This is a genomic window from Neptunitalea lumnitzerae (assembly GCF_027924185.1).
Lineage (GTDB): Bacteria > Bacteroidota > Bacteroidia > Flavobacteriales > Flavobacteriaceae > Neptunitalea > Neptunitalea lumnitzerae.
Genome location: NZ_BRVO01000002.1, coordinates 408237 through 431506 on the forward strand (window position 1 = coordinate 408237; position 23270 = coordinate 431506).

Genomic DNA, 23270 nt, shown 5'->3' on the forward strand with positions numbered 1-23270 from the left:
ATTTCTATGGGAGTAATTTTTAAACAGTCTTTATTCAATATTATATTTACGTATTTAGGGTTTGCTCTAGGTGCTATAAATACCTTGTTTCTATACCCTAATTTCATGTCTGATGAATATTATGGACTTATAGGTTATTTAATTTCTGTTTCTAATATTTTAGCGCCTTTACTAAATGCAGGTGTTCAAAATGCAATGGTGAAATTCTATTCTTCTTATGAAGAAGGGGAACAGCAGCATAAATTTAATTTTATGATGTTCATACTACCTATACTTATGATGATGCCTATAGGGCTGTTGATGTATGTTATGTATGATCCTATTGCTAGTTTTCTTTCTAGAGAAAATCCTATTATAGCCAACTATGCTTGGATAGTTTTTGTGATTGCTGCTTCTATGGCTTATTTTGAAGTGTTTTATGCTTGGACAAAAGTACAGCTGCAATCCGTTAAGGGTAACTTTATGAAAGAAGTGGTGCATAGAGCCATTATAATGATTTTACTTTTTGCATTGTATCTAGATTATATAGGAATTGAAAACTTTATTTATTTAGTGGTGTTAATGTACTTTACTAGAATGCTACTAATGGGTGCAGTAGCATTTCACATTAAAAAACCAAGTTTTAAAATTGGTATTCCTGATAATTTTAAAACCGTTTTTAATTACTCGTTACTAATTATAGTTGCTGGATCTATTGCCATTATACTTTTAGATATCGATAAATTTATGTTAGGGCAATATGTAGATATTAAAAATGTAGCATATTATAACGTAGCTGTTTTTATAGCCATTGTAATTGCGGTTCCCTCTAGGGCAATGCAACAAATTACAACACCTATTACGGCCAAATTATTAAATGCTAACGATATGGAAGATTTAGAAAGTTTATACAAACGTTCGTCTCTTAATCTATACATTGTTAGTGGTATTATTTTTTTGTTGATTGTTCTAAACATAAATCAACTTTACAAGTTACTTCCTGTAGAGTATAGTAGTGCTATTATGGTTGTGTTTTTAATATCGTTAGCCAAACTAATGGATAATTTGATAGGTATTAATAATGCTATCATTTTTAACTCAAAATATTATAAAACAGTATTAACATTTGGTGTATTCTTGGCTATTCTTACGGTAGTTCTGAATGCTTTATTTATACCTGTTTGGGGAATGAATGGTGCAGGATTGGCTAGTTTGATGGCATTTTTTATATACAACGCAACTAAAATAGTTTTTGTAAATAAGAAGTTTGGTATTCAACCATTCACTATAAAAACGGTTAAAACTACGTTGCTCTTCGCGGGTATTGGATTCATATTTTTCTTTTGGGATTTTAACTTTCACCCCATTATTAATATAGTAATTAAGTCAGGGGTAATAGTTGTAGTATGTTTATTAGGAATCTTGAAATTAAATTTATCCTCAGATATAACTTATCTCTGGAAGAAATATATTCCTTTTGCTAAATAGTCAAGGTTACAAAATAAGCCATTTGTTTCCTTATTAAAAATAACAATCAATTGTAATGTTTGCCAGGCTATCTTTGGTAGTTTATTCGCAGTTAGACTCAGTAAAGTATCCTTCAGTATTATATTGGTCGCATGTACCACTCTGGCGCTCTACAAATTCATAATCAAAATTACCAGTAGACTCATTGTAAACTGATTCGTAGAAATCACAATAACATCCATTTTCATCTTCTTCGGCACAATTCGTCAATACTAAAGCACCTGCGATTAAAACGGTATAGGCAATAATTTTTTTCATAGCTGTGTAAATATTAGTAGTATCAAAAATACTATAATAATTCACTAATTAAAATAGCTGTAAAATAAGTTTAGAAATTATTTCAATGTATTTCATGAGGATTATTTTCATTTAGATAAGCCCCATATCTTTAGATACAGCTATAAGATGTACCGTATTTTGCACATCCATAATATTCTTCATTTTATTGATACGCTTTTCTATAGTGCTTAAACTATTAGGAGTAATGTTTTGATTTTTAAGCAACTGACTTATTTCATCTTGAATATGTCCCTTAGCTAGGTAAGATAAAAGTATAATATCAAAATCATCAATATTAACACTATTAGTATTTCTTAAGGCTTGAGAAACTTGATCTGATATATATTGTTTGCCGTTGTAAGTTAAAAAAATAGCATCCTTTAGTTCTTGTATTCCTTTACGCCCCTTGCAAACGTATCCGTCTATCTCAAATTTTTCAAATAACCTTCTAATTTTTTGAATTCTATCATCAATAGAATATACAATTACTTTTACAGAAGGATATTCGCTTTTTACAGCTTCTACAAGTTCTTCTCCAGAGGTATACTTTTCGTTTCTATGGTCTTTCTTAAAAGATAAGTCAGTGATAAGAAGCTCGTAAGGCTCACCATCTAAAACACTTTTTTTTATTTTTAAAAATGCATCATCACAGTATTGAACTTGTTCTGTTATCGGAATATTAAGTTCTTCTAAGAGGGTATGAATGCCGTCTGTTATACTTTTTAAATCTTCTGCTACTAATATTTTTGAATACATAAATAACTAAAGTATTAAGGATGCTTTAAATCCTTCATTATTGTTAGACTCAAATTTAATACTTCCCCCTACAGTACTAATACGGTTTTCCATATTCTTGAGTCCACTTTTTTTAGAAAAGTCCGTTCCAATGCCATTATCCATATAATCAATTGCTATTTTATGACCTTTTTGATGAAAACTAACTCTTACTCTAGATGCTTTGCTATGCTTACTCATATTGGTCATTAGCTCTTGAATAACTCTATATAAAACAATTAGTTTTTCTTTATTACACCGTTCCCACTTGATGTTAGAAATACCTGTAGTGATTAGCAAAATTCCTTCTTTTTTATAAGATACAATAAGTTCTTCAAGGGTTTCAGAAAAATGATCATCAATATCAATGTCATTGTTACTTTTAGAAATATCACGGGTTTTTTGATATATTTTATCTAAATCAGATAGGGCAGTCTCTTCATCTATAGTATGAGACTGTATTTTATTCATGGTGTGGTAAATATCGTTTGCTACTTCATCATGTACTTGTTTAGCTATACGCTTTTCTGTGTCGTATATTTGTGCTAAGAATTTACGCTTATGATGGTTCTGAATTAATAGAAATACTAGAATAGCTATAATTACACCAATCACTAACCCCCATCTCGACATTATTTTTCTTGCATGTTGCTCTTGTAGCTCTATCTTATTAGCTAAGTATTTAAGTTCGTTCTCTTTGGCTATTTCATGTTCCTTTTGGTAATTATATTTTAAAGACATGTATTTGTGCTTAGAAGAGGATTCTATTTGCTCTAAACTATCTCTTAAATGTAAGTAGCTATTGATGTGAGAAGTATTTCCTAAGTCTATGAGTAATTTAAGTGTTTCTAGTTGTTCTTCGCCTATTTTTAGGTTTGTTGCTATTTTTAAAGCTTCATTTGCATTTTGCTTAGCCTTGTTAGTTTGGTTGAAGTGTTGGTATGCTTTGGCCAGTTTATAATAACTAGAGTACATGCCTAAGAGGTAATTCATCTTTTCTCTAATCTCTAAACTCTTTTCGATATCCTGTACAGAAGTTCTATCATTTAAATGATATTTAACCACGCCTATGTTACACATAACCCTAGCTATTTTTAAAGAATCTTTTAATTGCTCTGCTATGTCTAACGATGCATTAAAGTTTTCTAAGGCATTATCATAGTCCTGCATGTCTAAATATAGATTTCCAATATTATTCAAGAAAGTACTCTTATATCCTTTATTTTCAACTAAATCAAATCCATTCTTATAATAAACCAAGGCTTGCTCATATGCTTGTCGTTCTTTATAAAGAATTCCAAGTTCTACATAAATGCCTATTAGATTAACAGTATAGTCTTCCTTTTTACTTTGTTCATCAATTAATGCTATTGCCTTACTTAAAGTTTCTTCTGCTTCAAATGATAAGCCTATTTTGCGCTGCAACATTGCGGTGTATTGCAAAGCTCTTAATTGGTCAGGAACTTGATTTAATTTTGTACTTAAAGTATATCCTTTATCATAAAAATCAATAGCTAAGTTTACACTATCCATAGTGTTATAATTATCAGCTAAATATTTGTAGGCTCTAATTATTGTTAACGAATCTTTTATTTGAGTACCAAAGTCTAATAATTTATAGGAATAATAATTAGCACTATCATATTCTTTAGTGGCTTTAAAAAGAGCATTCTTTAATCGGTATGATTTTATGATATATTCGGTGTCCTTAACTTTTTTAGCAAATTTTAAGGCATTATTTAATTCAGATTGTCTTTTTTCTATGGTCCATTTTTTCCTACTATTTTTATCAAAAATCTGATAGCTACTATTGGTAGTTTGAGCAAAGCAAAAATTGGTATTATTTGAAATTAATAATAGTATACAATAGAAAAAGAGGAATGAAAGTAGGTTAGGTTTCATTCCTCAAATGTAATAACTTATTTGTATAAATTTATTTCAATTAAGAAGAATTCTGTTATTATGGTGTTGTTTCAGGATCTTCTTCTTCATCACCTCCTGTGTTAGGTGGTGGTACGGTATCATCGTCATCACCAGTATTGGTTTTACTCTGTTGTTCGTATAAATTAAGGTCCTCGGAAAGTGCTTCAGGATTACAAGAATATGATAATGGAAGAATACATACTATTAGAAGAAATACAATATAAAATTTTTTCATTTTGTTGTGGTTTTTGAAATTATGAAATAGTGTTATTGCTGCCGTTTAAGGCAGATTTTAATGTGAGGCCTCACATGATCGGGAAGAGTAGTAGTTACTAATAGCAGGTATTACTTCCCGCATATTACTTGCTAATAGCAACTACTGTTTTTTGGTACTTTTTTAATACCACAACAAATGAATGAACCCGCCCAATAAATAGCGGGAAATAAGTAGGAAACCTTTTGGAAATTAATTTCCCATAAATTTCTCTATGAAAAATTGTAACTTTAAGGCATAATAATCAATGATATGCGTAGCAAATTACTTTTAGAGTCGTTTGTAAAGATTTCGGAACAGTTTTCTTTTTTATCCAAGACAAAACAGGCAGAAGAATTAAGTAATATTATAGAAGAGCAAAGTACTTTAACCGGAGATAAAGAAATTATTTCTGGCAAACGTTTGTTGCAATTAAAAAAAGAAGCAGAAGAAAGACATGAGATTAATTTAAGAATGGGGGTTGCAAATGCTTTGGCAGTGTATGTAGGATATAAAGATTTTTCTACCTATGAAAAAGAGCAAAAGAAAGGTGAGTTGACTTTTAAAGATAAATCTTCAAACTTTTTCAGAGCCCACAAAACAACCTTATTGGTTAGCATAGGGTTATTGCTTATTTTCTTAATATTTGAGTCGGTAACAAAAAGGAAGTGGATGGTTTGGAAAAAGGATCACTACGAGCAGATAGATTTTAATGAGAATGACTATAGCACAGGGAAATTAAAACTTTATAAATCTACTGAATGTGATGCTTTCTTTAAAATACAACCAGACTGTAATACGGTCTTTTTTACACAAGACGGTAAATCATTAATCTGGTACGGTAAAAATAAAAATAGAGAATATGAGTTTTTCTCAACTAGAGGGAATCATCCGGAAACGGATAAGCCCCTAAAGCCGATTACTCATTATATGGTAGAGAAGTATATTTGTCCGTAACTAAAATTATTTTTTCAAACTTTCTATTTCTGTTTGTAATTTAGCTACCATGTTCGATATAGAACTAATTTTTAATTCTTCTTTGTCAAACTCCTGCGTATTAATACAACATTTAAACTCCCATAACTCAAGTACCTTTTCAATAGCTACCTCGTATGGGGCATATGCTGTATTGTCAGATACAAGTGTTAGAGTTCTATTGGTTTCTATAGAATTAAAAACCCTTTTGTAAACCAGTCCATCTTCTTTGGTAAGAACTATATAAGTAGTACCATTTTTAATGTATTGTACATCTTCTACAAATTTGCCTACAATAAAAGAGCCGGGCTTTACGGGTAGCATAGAATCTCCTTTAATAGGAAAAGCACGGTGTGTGCCTACGGTTAAAAAAGGAAGATTAAACTTTTGTAAGGCTTCTATATACTCAGGGTCATCATATCCGTTTAAATAACCGGCAGATGCTTCTACAGGTATAATTTCTATCATTTCCTCATTATCTTCATTTACAGAAATAGGAAACAGCACACGTTTATTACCTATATCAATAAAAGAAACTTCTTTAGATTTTCTAAGATCGGCTTTAATAAGGGCATCTATAGGAAGTTTTGTATATGCCGATAATTCTACCAACCTAGATACCGAAGGTTCTGTTCTACCACTCTCAAAAGAGGCTACCATAGCGCGTGTCCACTGTAATTCTTCTGCAAAATATTCTTGCGAAAAACTACGTAACGTTCTTAAATGTCTAATGTTAGATGCTATAAAACTCATAATGTTTCAAAATTAAACAACAATTGTTTCAAAACAAAACTAAATTTGTAGAAAAACAAATAAACATGTTGTACACTAATTGTCATACTTATTATAGCTTACGATACGGCACCTTAAAACCAGAAGAGTTAGTACAGTTAGCCGTGGCCCATGGCATACAAAAGTTTGCCTTAACAGATATTAATAATACATCTGCTTGTTTAGATGTGATACGATTATCTGCCGAACATAACATACAACCAGTAGTAGGGGTAGACTTTAGAAATGGGGCACAACAACAGTTTATTATGTTAGCCAAAAATAATCAAGGGTTTGAAGACATTAATAGTTACTTATCTACTTTTTTACATGATGAAACACTAAGCATTCCTTCCAGAGCAAAGTACATACCAGATAGCTTTGTAATATACCCTTATGAAGTTGGAAAAGAATATTTACTTAGAGAAAATGAATTTTTAGGAATTAAAGCGGCTGAACTTAATAAGCTAAAATTTTCTACGTGGAAAGATAAGTTAGGAAAACTGGTTGTGTTACAAACAGTTTCTTTTCAAAATAAAAAAGGATTTAACACCCACAGATTATTAAGAGCTATTGATAACAATACGTTGCTTAGTAAGCTACCTGTAGAAGAACAAGCTAAAGAAACCGATTGTTTTATTACACCTGAACATTTAAAGGAAGAGTTTTCAGAGTTTCCGCAATTACTAAAAAACACAGAAAGTCTTTTAGAAGCCTGCGCTGTATCATTTGATTTTTCTGAAAAAACACCCAAAAATCAACGGGCATTTACAGAGAGTGAAGCAGAAGATATGAAACTCTTAAAAGATTTAGTAAAAAAGGGAATACCATACCGTTATGGTAATACACCTGACAGAAGTATTTTAAAAAGAGTAGCAAAAGAAATTGAAATTATTAAGCAAAAAGGCTTTGTGTCTTACTTTTTAATTAACTGGCGTATTTTAGAATATGCACGTAGTAAAGGCTATTTTTATGTAGGCAGGGGTAGTGGGGCTAATAGTATTGTAGCTTATATTCTACGTATTACAGATGTAGATCCGGTAGAACTAGATTTATACTTTGAGCGTTTTATTAATTTATATCGTAAAAACCCACCCGATTTTGATATTGATTTCTCATGGGCAGATAGGGATGATATTACCGAATTTATTTTTAAAACATTTAAAAATACAGCGCTGTTAACGGTATATAATACGTTTAAATTTAGAGCTTCTGTTAGAGAATTAGGTAAAGTATTTGGGTTGCCTAAAGCAGAAATAGATATGCTTACCACGGGTAAGTTTGATGTACAACAGCTAGATAAGTTATCACTACTTGTTGTTAAGTATAGTACTTATATAGAGGGTTTTCCTAATTATTTAGGAATTCATGCAGGAGGTATTTTAATATCAGAAAAGCCTATTCATCAATACTGTGCTACTTTTTTACCGCCAAAAGGTTTTTCTACTACCCAAATAGATATGGTAGTAGCAGAGGATATAGGGCTATATAAGTTTGATATTTTAAGTCAACGAGGATTGGGCAAAATTAAAGATACGGTTGAACTGGTAAAACAGAACCATCCAGAAGCTCCTGCTATTGATATTCATGATATGAAACGTTTTAAGCAAGACGAACGTATTAAATATCTATTGCGTAATGCAAAGGCTATAGGGTGCTTTTATGTAGAGTCGCCAGCAATGCGTATGTTATTAAAAAAGTTACAGGTAGATAATTACTTAGGTTTGGTAGCAGCTAGTTCTGTAATACGGCCAGGAGTTGCCAAATCGGGTATGATGCGCGAATATATTTTACGCTATAGATACCCTGAGCGTAGACAAGACGGACACCCAGTATTATTAGATATAATGCCTGAAACGTATGGCGTAATGGTATATCAGGAAGATGTGATAAAAGTAGCCCATTATTTTGGAGGATTAACCTTAGGAGAAGCTGATATGTTACGTAGAGGAATGTCTGGTAAGTTTAGGTCTAGAGATGAATTTCAAAAAGTAAAACAACAGTTTTTTGATAATTGTTTGGCAAACGATAAACCATACGAATTAACCGCTGAAATATGGCGCCAAATAGAGAGTTTTGCGGGGTATGCATTTGCTAAAGGACATTCTGCTTCTTATGCTGTAGAAAGTTATCAGAGCTTGTTTTTAAAAGCGTATTACCCTTTAGAATATATGGTGGCTACTATTAATAATGGAGGTGGTTTTTATAGTACAGAACTTTATGTGCACGAGGCACGTATGCATGGTGGTACTATAGAAGCTCCTTGTATAAACACTAGCGAGTTTCAAACTATAATTAAGGGTACTAGTATTTATTTAGGTTTTGGTTTTTTACATGCTTTAGAAAAAACTACCATAGCTAAAATACTATATGCACGCAATAAAGACGGCGCATTTATTGATTTGGATGATTTTATAGATAGAGTTTCAGTATCGGTTGATCAATTATCTATTTTAATAAAAATAAACGCATTTAGGTTTACTGGTACACCAAAACGAGAAATGTTATGGGAAGCTCGTTTAAAAACTACAAAAGTGACTGTACAAGAAGAAGTTATTACTTTATTTAAACCTAAAAGTATGGCGTATGAATATCCAGATCTTAAAAGTACAGAGTTAGAAAATGCATTTGATCAGATAGAATTGTTAGGTTTTCCATTGTGTAATCCTTTTTTGTTGGTTGAAAAACCACGACAAAGTATGCTAAAGGCTAGTGAATTGCCTAAATATATAGATACCGTAGTTACTATAGAAGGGTACTTGGTTACCACTAAGAATACACGTACTTCTAAAGGAAAGAATATGCAGTTTGGCACCTTTGTAGATTATGATGGAAGTTTTATTGATACCGTACATTTCCCACCGGTGGCAGCACAATATCCGTTTAGAGGAAGAGGAGTGTACAGTATTACAGGAAAGGTAATAGAAGAATTTGATTGTATGACGATAGAAGTAATTTCAATGTACCGTAAAGCTACTATAGAAGACCCTAGGTACGCTGATGCTTCTGTAAAAATGAAGGCATAAATGAGCAATGAAAAGGCTATTGTTCACATGGATTTAGATACTTTTTTTGTATCGTGTGAACGTTTAATAGACAATCGTTTAATAGGAAAACCTGTACTGATAGGAGGTACCTCAGATAGAGGGGTGGTAGCTTCTTGTAGTTATGAAGCCAGGAGGTTTGGCGTGCATTCTGCCATGCCTATGCGAATGGCAAAACAACTATGTCCCGAAGCTATCATATTAAGAGGGAATGCAGGAATTTATACCAAGTTTTCTGAACAGGTAACCGATGTTATTAAAGAAAGTGTACCGGTGTATGAAAAAGCTTCTATTGATGAGTTTTATATGGACTTAACAGGGATGGATCGTTTTTTTGGCTGCATGCAAATGGCTACAGAATTAAGAGAAAAAATTATTAAAGAAACTGGATTACCCATTTCTTTTGGACTTTCTATTAATAAAACAGTATCTAAAGTAGCTACAGGAGAGGCTAAACCCAATAACCGTATACGTATATTACAGGGTAGTGAAAAGCCTTTTTTAGCACCACTTTCTGTTAGAAAAATTCCCATGGTAGGAGAGGTTACCTATAAATCGCTTTGTGATTTAGGCATAAAGCAAATAAAAACCATACAAGAAATGCCCATGGAAGTAATGTATAAAGTGTTGGGCAAAAATGGTTTGGGTATTTGGAATAAAGCCAACGGAATAGATGAAACTCCAGTAGTGCAATATCATGAGCGAAAATCAATTTCTACAGAGCGTACGTTTGATAAAGATACTACAGATGTTTTGAAACTACGTAGCATTGTGGTGGCTATGGCAGAAAACTTGGCGTATCAACTACGCAGAGGAAATAAGTTAACTGCTTGTATAACTATGAAAATACGATATTCCGATTTTCAAACTCATACACAACAGAAAAGAATTCCGTATAGCTCATTAGATAGTGTGCTACTACCGGTTATTTTAGACCTATTTAAAAACTTGTATAACCGACGTATGTTGGTACGTTTAGTAGGTGTAAGATTTAGTCATTTGGTAGAGGGAGGACATCAAATTAATCTGTTTGAAGACGAAGAAAAGCAGCTTAACTTAAGCGTTGCTATAGATAAAATGCGCGAACGTTTTGGAGACAGGGCTATTATATCTGCAGCAGGTATGGAGGCTAAAACTATTAGTAGATGGAATCCTTTTACGGGAGAGCCACCACCTTTATTACCTAATAGAAGAAGATAAAAAGAAGGCTGCTTTTATGAAGCAGCCTTTAAACAATTACAAGTGTTTAAAACGGGTTTTGTAGGGTTCTATTTTTAGTCTGTTATAAACTTTAATCCTCCAGAAATAATATTGGCACTAAATCCGGTATTACGTTCATAATAACTATATTTTAAATCAATACTTTTTAATCGTAATTTCCAAAGTTTAAATTTTGTGAATATGTCTGTATAGCTAATTCCTAAGCTAAATTGATTGGCATTAAACTTAGATAAATCATAATCAGAAGTATAAAAACTCTCTGTAGAAACATGGGCCTCATAGGGCGCAAAGTAGTCTGCAGCAGATTGATTGTAATATCTATAAGCAGGATATAACGTAAAACCGCTTCCTATTTTAATTGGCGCTTCTATACTTGCTGTATGCGAGCCAACACCCCAATTGTCAAAGTAATATCTATAAAAAGTTTTTAATACTAAAAATTCATTTACATAATAATTAAAGCGCCCACCTATAGCTATTTTAAGACGGTTATCAGGTAATTGTTCAATAGCATCTGCTAAGTGAAAATTTTCTATATAGCTGTCAGCAACATCTGAAAAATAAACTCTTTGGAATGGAGTAGATAGTAATCCATTTTGCTGTACTACATCCATCATAAAAATACCCTGAGCTCTTTTAGAAAATATTTGTGATAAGCTAAAACCTCCTGAATAAGAGTTTCTGTTTTTGTCTGTAAACTCAGAAAAAATTGGAGTATAGTTGGTATTTCCTGTAATAGTATAATTATTAAAAAACGTATTGTTTAAACCATTTCCATTACTTGAAAAAGGTCTTAACTCTATAGGGTAAATAGGACTCCATGTATCTAAATAAATGGAACCATGAAAACCTAATTCTGTATTCTTTTCATTAAATAACTTCGTGTAGCTTCCTCCAAATCCTAAGGAGAAATAGTCATACTCTGAAGCCACAGAAAATTTACCCGTCCAAATGGTATTTCTATCATCTGAGCTATGGCTATACGTAGTATTAAAATTAGCCCAAACATCGCTAGAAGAAGCTCCTGAACTTGCTTGAAAAGCATTTGCACTCCCATTTCCATCAAACGGATTCACATTACTAGAAGATGCAGAAGTATAAGCAGATATACCTGCATCAACTATTAATTGGTCATCATCATTTAGCGGTATACTTACTGTTATTGTAGAAGCGCCATCAGTCAAATGCTCATCTCCTAATCCACCAGTTACGGCAGCATTTGTTCCATCTTGTGTGTAATAACTTGCCAAAAAATCTACTTCGGTAGATTCTAAGACTCTTTTCTTGTATTCATTATTAGGTATACTATCATTAGTCTGCGACCAGCTAAATGAAAATCCTAATAGAAATAGTATTAAAATTAAACTCTCTTTCATAACTAACTAATTAATTACATCCGCAACCACCACCAGTTTTTCCACCATTAGCTCCGGATGCAGCCTCTCTGTAAGAGTGAGCATTTGACTCATTACGGTCTACTGACTTTGCACTTAAAGACATATCGGGATCGTTTAAATACACTTTTTCATATTCTTTAACAGCTGTACACGATGTAAAACTCACCATAGCTGCACCTATCATTAATAATCTTTTCATGGGGTATCAATTTTTATGTTGTTAGAGGTATAAATGCGTCCTTTATCATCAATTATAATACATTCTATTTTTGGTAATTGGTTTATTCTGTCTAATCCTACTTCAATCCCCATTACAAAAACGGAAGTAGCCAGCGCATCTGCAAGTTCAGCCTTAGGAGCAAACACCGTGGCACTAATTATCCCACTAGAAGGAAAACCTGTTCTGGGGTCTATAATATGTGTATAGCGTTTACCGTTAAATACCACAAACTTCTCATAATTTCCAGAGGTTACAACGGCCTCTTCCTTAATTGGTAGTAAAGCAAAAACCTTACTCTTATCCATTGGATTTGTGATGGCTACTTTCCATGGTTCACCTGAAATTTGTGTACCCCAAGTATTCATATCACCAGAGGCATTTATAATACCTGCTTTAACACCTTTACTAATTAAAAGGGCCTTTGCTTTATCGGCTGCATATCCTTTGCCAATAGCTCCAAAACCAATTTTCATTCCTTTTTTGGTTAAAAATACAGTGCCTGATTCTTTGTTTAGAACTATATTTTTATATCCTACCTTAGCAATAGAAGCTTTTATAGTACTTTCATTGGGCATTTCTGTCATACTACCATCAAACTTCCAAATCTTATCCATAGCCGCATAGGTAATATCAAAAGCGCCATCAGTTAACTTAGATATTCCTATAGCTCTTTCAATTAATGCAAATAACTCAGGATCAACTTGAATTGGCTCAATACCTGCATTACTATTTACTTGAGAGGTTTGAGATTGGGTATCCCAAGAAGATATTAATTTTTCAATACGCGTTATTTCATTTATAGCTAAATCAATGTACGCGTTTCCATCTTCCTTTGTTTCAGTAACTACAGTAATATCAAATCGGCTTCCCATTAATTTTAAAGTACGCGTATACGTATGTTGCGCATTTGCTACATGCATTGCCAAAATACAAAGAACAAAACATTTTAATTTTATCATTTTAAAAATGAATTCAGTAATTTAATGTATTCCTTGGCACTTATTTTTTCAAATCCAGTTTGTCCCTTTTTTTCACCTTTGCTATTCAAAATAACAACCAAAGGAAAATACCCATTCTGATTATACTTTTCTGCTAATTTGTTATTATGATCTTGTTGCGCTTCCGGTAAGGCATTCTTTTTCTTTCTAGGAAAATCTGCTTTAACCATTATGTAATTAGATTTTGCATACTCTTTAAAAGCGTCTGTGCTCCAAACATTTCTGTCTAATAAAATGCAAGGAGTACACCAATCTGAGCCTTGAAAAACTAAAATAATAGGCTTATTCTCTTTTAGGGCTACCTGCTTTGCTTGCTCCATGTTTGTATACCATTCTTGAGCATTTATACTAGAATAGCCGCCTACTAAAAGAATTATGAGTAATAAAACTTTTTTCATCTTCATTAAATTTTAAAATAAATGTAATCTATCTGTTTAAAAACAAAGAAAAAACCTCCTTAAGATTTGCTTAAGATAGTTAATTTATTACATTTAACGCCTTGTCTAATATGTTTACAGATATATGAGATTCCTCCATTTTTATTAATTCTCCATCTTTCTGTAAATAATAAGGGGTATTTATAAGTTGTTCAACTTCTATATTTTTTGTTACATAATGTACAATTCCATTAAAATACTTCTCTTGTTTCAGTATCATTAATAAGCCTAACCAGACAAGTTTATATTTAGGCTGTTTCTTTATTATTATTAAATCTAATTGACCATCATTAATCATAGCATTTCTATGTAATGATAAGTTATACCCTAATTGATTTGTATTGGCTATCATAAAAAGAAAAGGGTTTATAAGCAGGTTACAATCATTCACCTTTACTTTAATTTTGGGCATATTTTTATAATTAAATAAAGAGGTAACTACCGCTTTTATATATGAATACATTGGACGGTTCTTAATGCGCTTATAAGTTTTTAATACCTGAGTATCAAAACCAATTCCCATATTACTAAAAAAATAGTAGCTATTTACTTTGCCTATATCTATTTGTTCTATGTGTTGAGTTACTATTTTTTGTAGTGCTTTATAAATATTATTGGTAGGTATCTCTAAATGTTTTGCCAGTCCGTTTCCTGAACCTATAGGAACTATCCCCAAAATTACTTGTGTACCTACTAATTCACCAGCTATCTCGTTAATAGTACCATCACCACCACAAGCCACAATAATGGAATTGTTCTCTTTTAAAGCCTCTTGTGTTAACAATCTAGCATGCTTACAGTACTCAGTTTCTTTAAAGGTAACTTCAAATTGATTTTTATTAAAAATAGCTAGTACTTCATTTCTATTTATCTTTTGTATTCCTAAGCCTGCAATGGGATTAATGATAAAGCAAATTTTTGTTTTCATACCTCATTCTTTTAGTTCAAAGTTGTGATGATGAAATAAGTAATCCGCAGTTTGGTAAAAAGCAATGGTTTTGGAAAGTACCTCTTTGTTATCAGCAATTGGTTCCAATTGATTTTCGTCCTTACTCCATCTGTAGAATTGATGACTTTTTTGATCTCTTAAAACCATTAAATTAGTAGGAGTTAAATATCCTAATTTTCTATAATTACCTACAAAGGCTCTTTCGGTTCTTGGGTTATTAATTACATCATTCCCATAAAATTTACTTTCATATTTCCAGTTTAATAAACCAAACAAAGTAGGTACTAAATCAATCTGAGAACATAAGGTGTTTACTTCTATTGAATTAGCTTTTTCAGGATCAAAAATGATAGCTGGTATATGATAGTTAGCTATATCAAGCTCCCACTTACCAGCACTACTTGCACAATGATCTGCTACAATGATAAAAACAGTGTTAGCATACCATGATTTTGTAGCCGCTTTTCTAAAGAAATCACCAATAGCATAATCTGTATAACTTACTGCACCTTTTCTTCCTGTACCAGATTTAATTTTAATTTTCCCTTCAGGATACGTATATGGCCTGTGATTAGAAGTGGTCATTACAAAATGGAAAAATGGTTTATCATTTTCAGATGTATATAAATCTGTAGTAGTAAGTATTTTGTTAAATAAATCTTCGTCACAAACTCCCCAAGCATTTTCAAAGCTTGTTTCAGCATCTGTTATAACCTCTCTAGTGGTGGGAAAACTTGCTAAATTGATAAAACCACGACTTTTGTCAACTATATTAAAACCATTATGACTAAAAAAATAATCCATATTATCAAAATAGCCATCACCTCCGTAAAAAAAGGTATTCCTATATCCTTTATCATTAAAGACGGTACCTATATTATAGAGGTTTTCATTATGTTTTCTTTTTACAATGCTTCTACCAGGTGTAGGAGGGTAGGAAAGTGTAAGTGCCTCCATGCCTCTTACCGTTCTGGTCCCCGTAGCATACATGTTTGAAAACCAAGTACTTTTTTTTATGATACTATCAATGTTAGGAGTCAGATTTTCTCTATTTCCATAAGCCCCAATAACATCAGCACTTAAACTCTCTACACATATTAATATCACATTCTTTTTTCTCTCTGCACCCACAGCCTCATTAATTTCTCTAGCTATATGATCTCCGCTTGAAATGTAATGTGTGTTTATAGTATGTAATTCTGAGCGTACTCTTGAAAAAGCTTTTTCATTATTTTCGGTATTATAAAACTCTGTAAAACTTAGTTCATTATTTCTAAATGCTGAAAAAAATGAATAAATGCCTGCCTTAGAAATTTCATTGTTATATCTATTTTCAGACCATTCTGCAGCTTTATTGGTTACCACTAATCCAAAAAAAATTAAGAAAGCAGCATTAATTAAGAATACATAAATGCGATTATTAAAAGTTGTGTCACCATGAAATGTGGTATCAAAATAATTTCTTTTTTTAAAGAAAAACCATACTGTTAAACTGATAACTAAAACACCTGCAATTAGTAAAGGTAAGGGGTACGACTCATTTATATTTTGAATAACTTCATAAGTATAAATGAGATAGTCTACTGCTATAAAATTAAAACGTCTTTTAAACTCTTCCCAAAATGTTATTTCTGCGAAGAAAGAAAACGTTAGGATAATTGTTAGTACGAAAAAACCACCATAGATAACAATACGGTCTATAATTTTACCATTATATTTCTTTGGAAATAAAAGTAAATACGTAGTAATAGGAAGCAGTAAAAAGGATAGCACTCCAATATCAAAAAATGCTCCGGTGAATAGCGTTCTAAGTATAGAAAAAATGCTTAGGTCTGCTTCTGAAAAAGACCATATAAAATAAATAACCCTCAAACAAAAAGAGGTTATAAGAAAAAGAATACTATATTTTTTTAGTAATTCAAACCTTTTAAATTTAGGTTCCATAACAGCATATAATTTATATGCTTGCTAAACTATAAAGGGTGTCTTAAGATTTGCTTAATATGTACTTAAGCTTTACTTAATATTAAAAGATATTTCAACTCTTGTTCCTTTTCCTTTTTTACTTTTTATCTGGATTGTAGCACCTATTGCATCTACAGCCTTTTTAACAATGGCTAGTCCTAATCCGGTACCTGAAATATCTTTGTGCTCCAAAGACTCTGATCTGAAGAATGGATTGAATAATTTGGAAATGTCATCTCTATTAATACCAATACCTTCATCCATAATAGAACAAACAACCTCGTTATGTTTTTTAAGTAGTTCAATTGTAATACAACCATTCTGATTTGAATACTTGATAGCATTAGATAAAATATTATCTATAATTAAATACGTATAATATGAAGATACCTCAATATTGGTATTTGGATGAGCTTTAAATTTAATTTGAATCTCTTTTTTATGGATAATAGCATTGTATCTTTCAATACACTCGTCTATTATTGGTATCAATTGACCTGTTTTTTCTTGATCTGAAACTTTATAATCAAATCTAGCTAAATATAAAAGTTGAGTAACAATATCACTCATCCTGTCTATTTCCTGAAGACTAAAATTTATTTTGTCTTTATATTCTTCTACAGATCTATCTTTTCTATTTACAATCTCTAAGGTTCCTCGTAGGGAGGCTAGGGGAGTTCTTAATTCATGAGAAGCATCTGAAGTAAATTGTCGCTCTCGTTGTAAAGTATCTTCTATTCTTTGTAAAAGGTCATTAATAGATTCAGACAAATCATATAATTCATCTTTATGTATAGGCAAAACTACTCTTTCACTTAAATTATTGTTGTTTATTCTTTTGGTAGTTTTTGTAATAGCTTTAATAGGTTCAATACTATTACCTGCCAAAAAACTTGAAACAAAAAATAGTCCTAATAATATAATAGGGTATGAGAGCAGTAGTATTTTTAAAAGTTGTGAAATTAAGTTTTGAGAAGACTCAAAAGACATAGCCGTAATTACATAACCATTAATATGTTTATTTACAAAAATGGGTACTTGTACTTGTCTAACAATTTCATTGGTGAGATAGGAATTAAAGTGTGTATTATGACTTTTACTAGCGTCAAAACTTAATTCATCTTCATGAAGATTAGGTGATTTATCGGTTATAGTTTCATTGTTGTCTATTATTTGAACAAACACAGGGTTTACTTCTGCTTCTGTATGTTCCCTTTCTTCCCATTCTTCTCTATTAGCAAAGCGAAGGTTAGCTTTATCTAGTTCGGCCATATGAACATTAGCCTCATATGTTAAATCTTCATCTAAGCTTTGATATACAGTATTTTTAACAACATTAAAAATTACTAAAAACACAATAGCAATAACGATAGCTGTAGCTATTAAATAATGTAGTGCTATTCTTGTTTTAAACCTTAATTTCATTCGTCTTTAATCATATATCCTACACCTCTAATGGTATGAATGTACTCACTATTAGAAATGTTTAATTTCTTTCTTAATGCATTAATAAATACATCTATAACACCAGAATCATAATTAAAATTAATATCCCAAACATGGTCTAGAATATTAGTTCTAGTGCATACTTTACCTTTATTTTTAATTAAATACTCAAGCAAAGAAAACTCTTTCCTAGTTAAAGAGATTTCTTCGTTATTTTTAAAAACTTGATAAGAAGTAGTGTCTAACTTTATATCTCCAATAATATACTCCAGATGTTCTAACTTGGGTCTTAACTGAACCTTTATACGCTCTAATAATTCTTCAAAATGAAATGGCTTTTTAATGTAATCATTTGCCCCAGATTGTAAACCTAAAATTGTATCCTGTAGAGTATCTTTTGCGGTTAAAAATAATACAGGCGTGGCTATATGTTCTGCTCTAATTTTTTTACAGATTTCTATACCACTCATATTAGGTAACATCCAGTCTAGAATTATAATATCATAAGTAGTTGATAAAGCATACTCTAAACCGACTATTCCGTTAGAAGCAGCTGTAACCTCATAAGACTCTTCTCTAAGTCCTTGACTTAGAAAATTTAATATACCAGGTTCATCTTCAACAATTAGCACTTTCATATTACAAAATTGATGAATTATAATAATAAACGCTGTAAACTTAGCTTAAGATTCTCTTAAGTTTCTATTATTCCACCACACTTAAATTCAGTGTAGCCTTTTTTAAGCCTTTACCTCTTACAGTTAGCGTTGCATTACCTATAGTGGTTCCCGATTTCACCAATACTACTAATTTACCATTAAATACTTTCATGGTTGGTTCATGAAACATCTCTAATGAAGTAGCGTCACCATTACAAGCCGCTCTGTATTCAGCTGCACCATTTACTTTAAAATTTAATTGATTTTGAGCAGTTGGGCAAGGGATTCCATTTTTATCTACTACTGTAACTTCTACAAAGCTAATATCTTCTCCATTAGCAGTTAATTCTTTTCTATCAGGATTTAGTACTAAATGATGTGGTTTTCCTGCTGTTTTAACTTCTTTTTCTTCAACAGGATTTCCGTTTGCATCTAATGCTACTACTTTTAAGGTTCCAGGTTCATAGGTTACATCATTCCACATTAAACGGTAACGTTCTAATTTACTATTTTTATTTTTTGTTCTAATACCTTGACTCTTACCATTTACAAATAGCTCGGCACTATCATAACTTGTGTATACAAATACAGGTGTTACTTCACCTTCACGACCTTCCCAATTCCAATGTGGTAGAATATGTAGTGTAGTATCCTTTGTATTCCATCTACTACGGTACAAATAATATCTGTCTTTAGGCAATCCTGCTAAATCGTTAATACCAAAATAAGAACTTCTAGAAGGCCAAAAATCATCATACGGTGTAGGTTCTCCTAAATAATCAAAACCTGTCCATACAAACTCCCCAATTACCCAAGGTTTATCGTCTTGTAGAACAAAGTCATCTTCAGGAATATTAGACCAATTGCAATATTCTAAATCATATGAAGAAGATTGATAATCAGGATAGGTTTTACCATACCCTTTTTCTACAGGAAACTTATAAACACCTCTAGAACTAACGGTAGACGCCGTTTCTGATCCTAATAGAAAACCTTGAGGAAATTTGTCATAAGCTTCTTCATATAAATGAACTCTATAATTAAGTCCTGGAACATCTAGTAATGCACCAAAACCAGATTCCATCACTGCTTTTACCTGATCCATACCTACTGTAACAGGTCTGGTTGGGTCTTCTCTATGAAAAATATCTTGTAACCATTTAGCACGTTTTACACCTTCATTACCCCACTGATCTGGTACTTCATTCCCAGAACTATACATTACAATACAAGGGTGATTTCTTGTGGCTCTTACTAAATTTACCACATCTTTCTCTGCCCACTCAGCAAAGTACTTGTTATATCCGTTTTCTACTTTAGGTTTTTGCCATTCATCAAAACTTTCCGCTAAAAATAAGAATCCCATTTCGTCGCAAAGTTCTAGTTGTTCTATTGAGGGCATATTGTGAGAAGAACGTATAGCATTACATCCTAAATCTTTTAAAATGGTCAATTGTCTTCTTAGTGCTGCCGTATTAATAGCAGTTCCTAGCGGACCTAAATCATGGTGTAAACAAACTCCTTTAAATTTAGTTATTTTACCATTTAACATAAACCCATCTCTAGTATAGGTAATACTTCTTATTCCAAAAGTTACATTTTCTATATCCTTTAATGACTCTCCTTCATATAAAGAAATCTCAGCTGTATACAAATACGGATTTTCAGTATCCCATAAAGTAGGATTCTTAACAGGTATATCTAACTCAAAACTCTTTCCGAATTGTGTATTGCTTGAGATTTCCGCTACCACATGTCCTTCAGCATCTTTAATACGTGTCTTAACAGTAAGGTTTTTACCCGAAGCTTTAGATGTAATATGCACTCTAGCTAAAGAATCTGATACATACGGAGTAGTTATAAAATGTCCCCATTGGTCAAAACTAATTTTATCCTTTACTATTAATTGCACTTTTCTATACAACCCGGCACCAGGATACCATCTTGAAGAAAAAGGATCGTTATGTAGTTTAACTGCCAATACGTTGTCGGCATTTTTATTTAGATATTCTGTAATATCAAAATAAAAATAACTATAGCCATAAGGTCTACCACCTACTAAAGTACCATTTATATATACTTGGGCATTACTCATAGCACCATCAAATACTAAAAGTGCTTTTTTATCTGCTGTTAAATCTGTAACGCTGAATGTTTTTCTATACCATCCGGTACCTATAAAGGGTAACGCCCCGGTTCTTCCTGTTTTTTCAGTAGCTTCTTTTTCGTTGTTTTGCTCAATCTTAACAACCTGTTTATCTATTTCTTTGTCAAAAGGCCCATATATAGCCCAATCATGCGGAACCGAAACGGTTTGCCATTTATCAGCGTTAAAATCAATTTTATAGGCATTCTCATTATCTCCCTTAAAAAATTTCCAATTATCTTTTAAAGTAATGACATTTCTATTTTGAGAAAAATTAGAGTAGCTTATAAAAAAAACACAACTAAATAGCAGTGTTTTTAAAAATGCAGTATACTTCATTATAATTAACTTCTGTTGTTTGTTAGTTTAACCTGCAATTTACTAATAAAAACAGAGATGAATGGTAAGAAGATTATTTTTCTACAACGAATGAAATATTAGGTGATTTTTGTTTCATTTGAGATAATACAAATTGTGTTTTAACAGAACCTAAATGAGTTATTAAAGAAAGTTTATTAAATATAAAGGTTTGATAGGCCTGGATATCTTTTACTTCAACTTTGAGTAAAAAATCACTATCACCAGTAATATGAAAACATTCCGTAACCTCTTCAAAAGAGTTTACATCTTTTTGAAATTTATCTAAATGTCTTCTGGTATGTTCTTTAATAGAAACAAAGATAAATGCAGACAGACTCACACCCATTTTCTTTTGGTTTACTATTGCAACGTACTTTTCTATGATACCTTCTCTTTCCAGTTTTTTAATTCTTTCATACACTGGAGTAGTGGTAAGCGAAAGTTTTTTAGCCAATTCTTTAGTTGATATGGCACTATTATTTTGCAGTATATTAAGTATTCTTAAATCTGTATTATCTAGTTTCATTGATAGAAATTTTGTCTAAATATAAGTAACTTGAATTAAGATATTAGAAAAATAAACTAATTAAATTGACAAAAACAGAAAATAAATGTATCTTAATTACATATTTATCATATTTATGTTTTGTAAAATCCAATTATAATAATTTAGGATATGAGCAAATGTGGATCAGCTTTGAACATGATTATGTGATAAGTGACTGATTTTAAAGTAATTTTCGAAAACGTTGTAAATTTTAATAATAACTTTATGCCACGATATCACACGTTAGGAAAGATTCCTAAAAAAAGACACACCATTTTTAAAAACGAAAATGGAGACTTCTATTATGAAGAATTATTTGGTACTATTGGTTTTGATGGTATGTCATCATTATTGTACCATACAAACAGACCAACCCAAGTAAAGCAAGTTTTAAAATCATACTCTGTAGCTCCTAAAATAGCTATAGAGAAAAACATGAAATCATTATCACTGCGCGGTTTTGAGATACAACCAACAGAAGATTTTTTGGAGAGTAGGAAAACCGTACTGGTCAATTCAGATTGTCATATTGTATTAGCAAGTCCAACAAAGTCATTAACATCCTATTTTTATAAAAATACAGATTCTGACGAAGTTATATTTATACATGAAGGCAGTGGTAAATTACGTACTCACTTTGGTAATATTAATTTTGAATATGGTGATTATTTAGTAATTCCAAGAGGAATGATTTATCAAATAGATTTTAATACCTCTGAAAATCGATTATTCATAGTAGAATCTAAAAGCCCAGTATATACACCTAAACGCTATAGAAATTGGTTTGGGCAACATTTAGAGCATTCGCCATATTGTGAGCGTGACCTACATCCTCCTTATGAATTAGAAACCTATGATGAAAAAGGAGACTTTTTGATGAAAGTTAAAAAGCAAGATATGATTCATGAGTACATATATGCAGCGCATCCTTTTAGTGTAGTAGGATGGGACGGATATAATTTTCCTTACAAGTTTTCAATACACGATTTTGAACCCATTACAGGAAGATTACATATGCCACCACCAATACACCAAACCTTTGAAACCAGTGCTTTTGTAATCTGTTCTTTTGTACCAAGAATGTACGATTATCATCCTTTATCTGTACCTGCACCATACAACCATAGTAATATAGACTCAGATGAAGTATTATACTATGTAGATGGTGATTTTATGAGTAGAAATAATATTAAAAGAGGACAAATTACACTACATCCTGCTGGTATACCACATGGTCCGCATCCTGGTTCAATGGAAAGAAGTATAGGGAAAAAAGAAACGCAAGAATTAGCTGTAATGGTAGATACCTTTGCTCCCTTAATGGTAACGGAAGAAGCTATTACTATGCTAGATGAAGATTACTTCAAATCTTGGGTAGATAAATAATTAATGATATAACA

The 23270-nt window shown here is 31.7% G+C and carries 20 protein-coding genes; 5 read left to right on the plus strand and 15 right to left on the minus strand.

The genetic code is table 11. From position 1 onward, the window contains the following. Window positions 1–6 precede the first annotated feature (6 nt). Entirely contained in the window at window positions 7–1467 is a 1461-nt protein-coding gene (locus Y10_RS09275; protein WP_281765104.1) for a lipopolysaccharide biosynthesis protein, read from the plus strand. Window positions 1468–1548: 81 nt separating this feature from the next. Here the strand turns inward: Y10_RS09275 and Y10_RS09280 are convergent, their stop codons facing one another. The 4 genes from Y10_RS09280 to Y10_RS09295 form a co-directional block, all read right to left on the minus strand. Further along, the gene (locus Y10_RS09280) at window positions 1549–1764 is read right to left on the minus strand and encodes a hypothetical protein (protein ID WP_281765105.1); all 216 of its coding nucleotides are present in this window, start codon (window positions 1762–1764) and stop codon (window positions 1549–1551) included. Between the two features lie 111 nt (window positions 1765–1875). Continuing rightward, window positions 1876–2541: a DNA-binding response regulator gene (locus tag Y10_RS09285; protein WP_281765106.1), complete on the minus strand. Its 666-nt coding sequence runs from the start codon at window positions 2539–2541 to the stop codon at window positions 1876–1878. Between the two features lie 6 nt (window positions 2542–2547). Then, entirely contained in the window at window positions 2548–4461 is a 1914-nt protein-coding gene (locus Y10_RS09290; protein ID WP_281765107.1) for a tetratricopeptide repeat-containing sensor histidine kinase, read from the minus strand. Window positions 4462–4519: 58 nt separating this feature from the next. Beyond that, entirely contained in the window at window positions 4520–4717 is a 198-nt protein-coding gene (locus Y10_RS09295) for a hypothetical protein (RefSeq protein ID WP_281765108.1), read from the minus strand. 291 nt (window positions 4718–5008) lie between these two features. On the opposite strand from Y10_RS09295, the gene Y10_RS09300 reads away from it, so the two are divergent. Next, the gene (locus Y10_RS09300) at window positions 5009–5692 is read left to right on the plus strand and encodes a hypothetical protein (protein ID WP_281765109.1); all 684 of its coding nucleotides are present in this window, start codon (window positions 5009–5011) and stop codon (window positions 5690–5692) included. A 6-nt stretch (window positions 5693–5698) separates the two neighbouring features. Here Y10_RS09300 and Y10_RS09305 read toward each other — a convergent pair whose 3' ends face one another. Next, window positions 5699–6463: an XRE family transcriptional regulator gene (locus Y10_RS09305; protein ID WP_281765110.1), complete on the minus strand. Its 765-nt coding sequence runs from the start codon at window positions 6461–6463 to the stop codon at window positions 5699–5701. A gap of 65 nt (window positions 6464–6528) precedes the next feature. On the opposite strand from Y10_RS09305, the gene Y10_RS09310 reads away from it, so the two are divergent. Together Y10_RS09310 and dinB are read left to right on the plus strand one after the other, a co-directional pair. After that, on the plus strand, window positions 6529–9507 hold the full coding sequence (locus tag Y10_RS09310) for a DNA polymerase III subunit alpha (protein WP_309297826.1): 2979 nt from the start codon (window positions 6529–6531) through the stop codon (window positions 9505–9507). Beyond that, a complete protein-coding gene (gene dinB / locus Y10_RS09315) occupies window positions 9508–10725 on the plus strand; it encodes a DNA polymerase IV (protein ID WP_281765111.1) in 1218 nt (405 codons plus the stop codon). A 74-nt stretch (window positions 10726–10799) separates the two neighbouring features. On the opposite strand, the gene Y10_RS09320 is transcribed toward dinB, so the two are convergent. The 10 genes from Y10_RS09320 to Y10_RS09365 all read right to left on the minus strand — a co-directional run bounded on the left by Y10_RS09320 (window position 10800) and on the right by Y10_RS09365 (window position 21849). After that, window positions 10800–12122, minus strand: coding sequence for a DUF3570 domain-containing protein (locus tag Y10_RS09320; RefSeq protein WP_281765112.1), 1323 nt, complete (start codon window positions 12120–12122; stop codon window positions 10800–10802). A 10-nt stretch (window positions 12123–12132) separates the two neighbouring features. Next, window positions 12133–12342 (minus strand): DUF4266 domain-containing protein, encoded by a 210-nt coding sequence (locus Y10_RS09325; RefSeq protein WP_281765113.1) that lies wholly within the window; start codon window positions 12340–12342, stop codon window positions 12133–12135. Continuing rightward, entirely contained in the window at window positions 12339–13322 is a 984-nt protein-coding gene (locus Y10_RS09330; protein ID WP_281765114.1) for an FAD:protein FMN transferase, read from the minus strand. Before Y10_RS09330 ends, Y10_RS09325 begins: the two co-directional genes overlap by 4 nt. Then, window positions 13319–13759, minus strand: a complete 441-nt coding sequence (locus Y10_RS09335; RefSeq protein ID WP_281765115.1) for a thioredoxin family protein — start codon at window positions 13757–13759, stop codon at window positions 13319–13321. The genes Y10_RS09330 and Y10_RS09335 overlap by 4 nt, the downstream gene beginning before the upstream one ends. A gap of 79 nt (window positions 13760–13838) precedes the next feature. Further along, window positions 13839–14726 (minus strand): diacylglycerol/lipid kinase family protein, encoded by an 888-nt coding sequence (locus tag Y10_RS09340; protein ID WP_281765116.1) that lies wholly within the window; start codon window positions 14724–14726, stop codon window positions 13839–13841. A 3-nt stretch (window positions 14727–14729) separates the two neighbouring features. Next, window positions 14730–16619 carry an LTA synthase family protein gene (locus tag Y10_RS09345; RefSeq protein WP_281765117.1) on the minus strand — a complete coding sequence of 630 codons (1890 nt, stop codon included), beginning with the start codon at window positions 16617–16619 and terminating at the stop codon, window positions 14730–14732. A 144-nt stretch (window positions 16620–16763) separates the two neighbouring features. Beyond that, on the minus strand, window positions 16764–18137 hold the full coding sequence (locus Y10_RS09350) for a sensor histidine kinase (protein WP_281765118.1): 1374 nt from the start codon (window positions 18135–18137) through the stop codon (window positions 16764–16766). Continuing rightward, window positions 18134–18796 carry a response regulator transcription factor gene (locus Y10_RS09355; RefSeq protein ID WP_281765119.1) on the minus strand — a complete coding sequence of 221 codons (663 nt, stop codon included), beginning with the start codon at window positions 18794–18796 and terminating at the stop codon, window positions 18134–18136. The genes Y10_RS09350 and Y10_RS09355 overlap by 4 nt, the downstream gene beginning before the upstream one ends. A 67-nt stretch (window positions 18797–18863) precedes the next feature. Continuing rightward, window positions 18864–21302, minus strand: coding sequence for a DUF4982 domain-containing protein (locus Y10_RS09360; protein WP_281765120.1), 2439 nt, complete (start codon window positions 21300–21302; stop codon window positions 18864–18866). A 73-nt stretch (window positions 21303–21375) separates the two neighbouring features. After that, the gene (locus tag Y10_RS09365; RefSeq protein WP_281765121.1) at window positions 21376–21849 is read right to left on the minus strand and encodes an Lrp/AsnC family transcriptional regulator; all 474 of its coding nucleotides are present in this window, start codon (window positions 21847–21849) and stop codon (window positions 21376–21378) included. A gap of 246 nt (window positions 21850–22095) precedes the next feature. On the opposite strand from Y10_RS09365, the gene Y10_RS09370 reads away from it, so the two are divergent. Next, window positions 22096–23256: a homogentisate 1,2-dioxygenase gene (locus Y10_RS09370; RefSeq protein WP_281765122.1), complete on the plus strand. Its 1161-nt coding sequence runs from the start codon at window positions 22096–22098 to the stop codon at window positions 23254–23256. Window positions 23257–23270: the final 14 nt, after the last annotated feature.

What these genes read in the sequence shown, in the direction of transcription:
- Y10_RS09305 (WP_281765110.1), bottom strand. Translation starts at nt 6,463, where the DNA reads ATGAGTTTTATAGCATCTAACATTAGACATTTAAGAACGTTACGTAGT.
- Y10_RS09325 (WP_281765113.1), bottom strand. Translation starts at nt 12,342, where the DNA reads ATGAAAAGATTATTAATGATAGGTGCAGCTATGGTGAGTTTTACATCG.
- Y10_RS09335 (WP_281765115.1), bottom strand. Translation starts at nt 13,759, where the DNA reads ATGAAAAAAGTTTTATTACTCATAATTCTTTTAGTAGGCGGCTATTCT.
- Y10_RS09285 (WP_281765106.1), bottom strand. Translation starts at nt 2,541, where the DNA reads ATGTATTCAAAAATATTAGTAGCAGAAGATTTAAAAAGTATAACAGAC.
- Y10_RS09370 (WP_281765122.1), top strand. Translation starts at nt 22,096, where the DNA reads ATGCCACGATATCACACGTTAGGAAAGATTCCTAAAAAAAGACACACC.
- Y10_RS09350 (WP_281765118.1), bottom strand. Translation starts at nt 18,137, where the DNA reads ATGAAATTAAGGTTTAAAACAAGAATAGCACTACATTATTTAATAGCT.
- Y10_RS09360 (WP_281765120.1), bottom strand. Translation starts at nt 21,302, where the DNA reads ATGAAGTATACTGCATTTTTAAAAACACTGCTATTTAGTTGTGTTTTT.
- Y10_RS09330 (WP_281765114.1), bottom strand. Translation starts at nt 13,322, where the DNA reads ATGATAAAATTAAAATGTTTTGTTCTTTGTATTTTGGCAATGCATGTA.
- Y10_RS09340 (WP_281765116.1), bottom strand. Translation starts at nt 14,726, where the DNA reads ATGAAAACAAAAATTTGCTTTATCATTAATCCCATTGCAGGCTTAGGA.
- Y10_RS09365 (WP_281765121.1), bottom strand. Translation starts at nt 21,849, where the DNA reads ATGAAACTAGATAATACAGATTTAAGAATACTTAATATACTGCAAAAT.
- Y10_RS09310 (WP_309297826.1), top strand. Translation starts at nt 6,529, where the DNA reads ATGTTGTACACTAATTGTCATACTTATTATAGCTTACGATACGGCACC.
- dinB (WP_281765111.1), top strand. Translation starts at nt 9,508, where the DNA reads ATGAGCAATGAAAAGGCTATTGTTCACATGGATTTAGATACTTTTTTT.
- Y10_RS09295 (WP_281765108.1), bottom strand. Translation starts at nt 4,717, where the DNA reads ATGAAAAAATTTTATATTGTATTTCTTCTAATAGTATGTATTCTTCCA.
- Y10_RS09300 (WP_281765109.1), top strand. Translation starts at nt 5,009, where the DNA reads ATGCGTAGCAAATTACTTTTAGAGTCGTTTGTAAAGATTTCGGAACAG.
- Y10_RS09280 (WP_281765105.1), bottom strand. Translation starts at nt 1,764, where the DNA reads ATGAAAAAAATTATTGCCTATACCGTTTTAATCGCAGGTGCTTTAGTA.
- Y10_RS09355 (WP_281765119.1), bottom strand. Translation starts at nt 18,796, where the DNA reads ATGAAAGTGCTAATTGTTGAAGATGAACCTGGTATATTAAATTTTCTA.
- Y10_RS09275 (WP_281765104.1), top strand. Translation starts at nt 7, where the DNA reads ATGGGAGTAATTTTTAAACAGTCTTTATTCAATATTATATTTACGTAT.
- Y10_RS09290 (WP_281765107.1), bottom strand. Translation starts at nt 4,461, where the DNA reads ATGAAACCTAACCTACTTTCATTCCTCTTTTTCTATTGTATACTATTA.
- Y10_RS09320 (WP_281765112.1), bottom strand. Translation starts at nt 12,122, where the DNA reads ATGAAAGAGAGTTTAATTTTAATACTATTTCTATTAGGATTTTCATTT.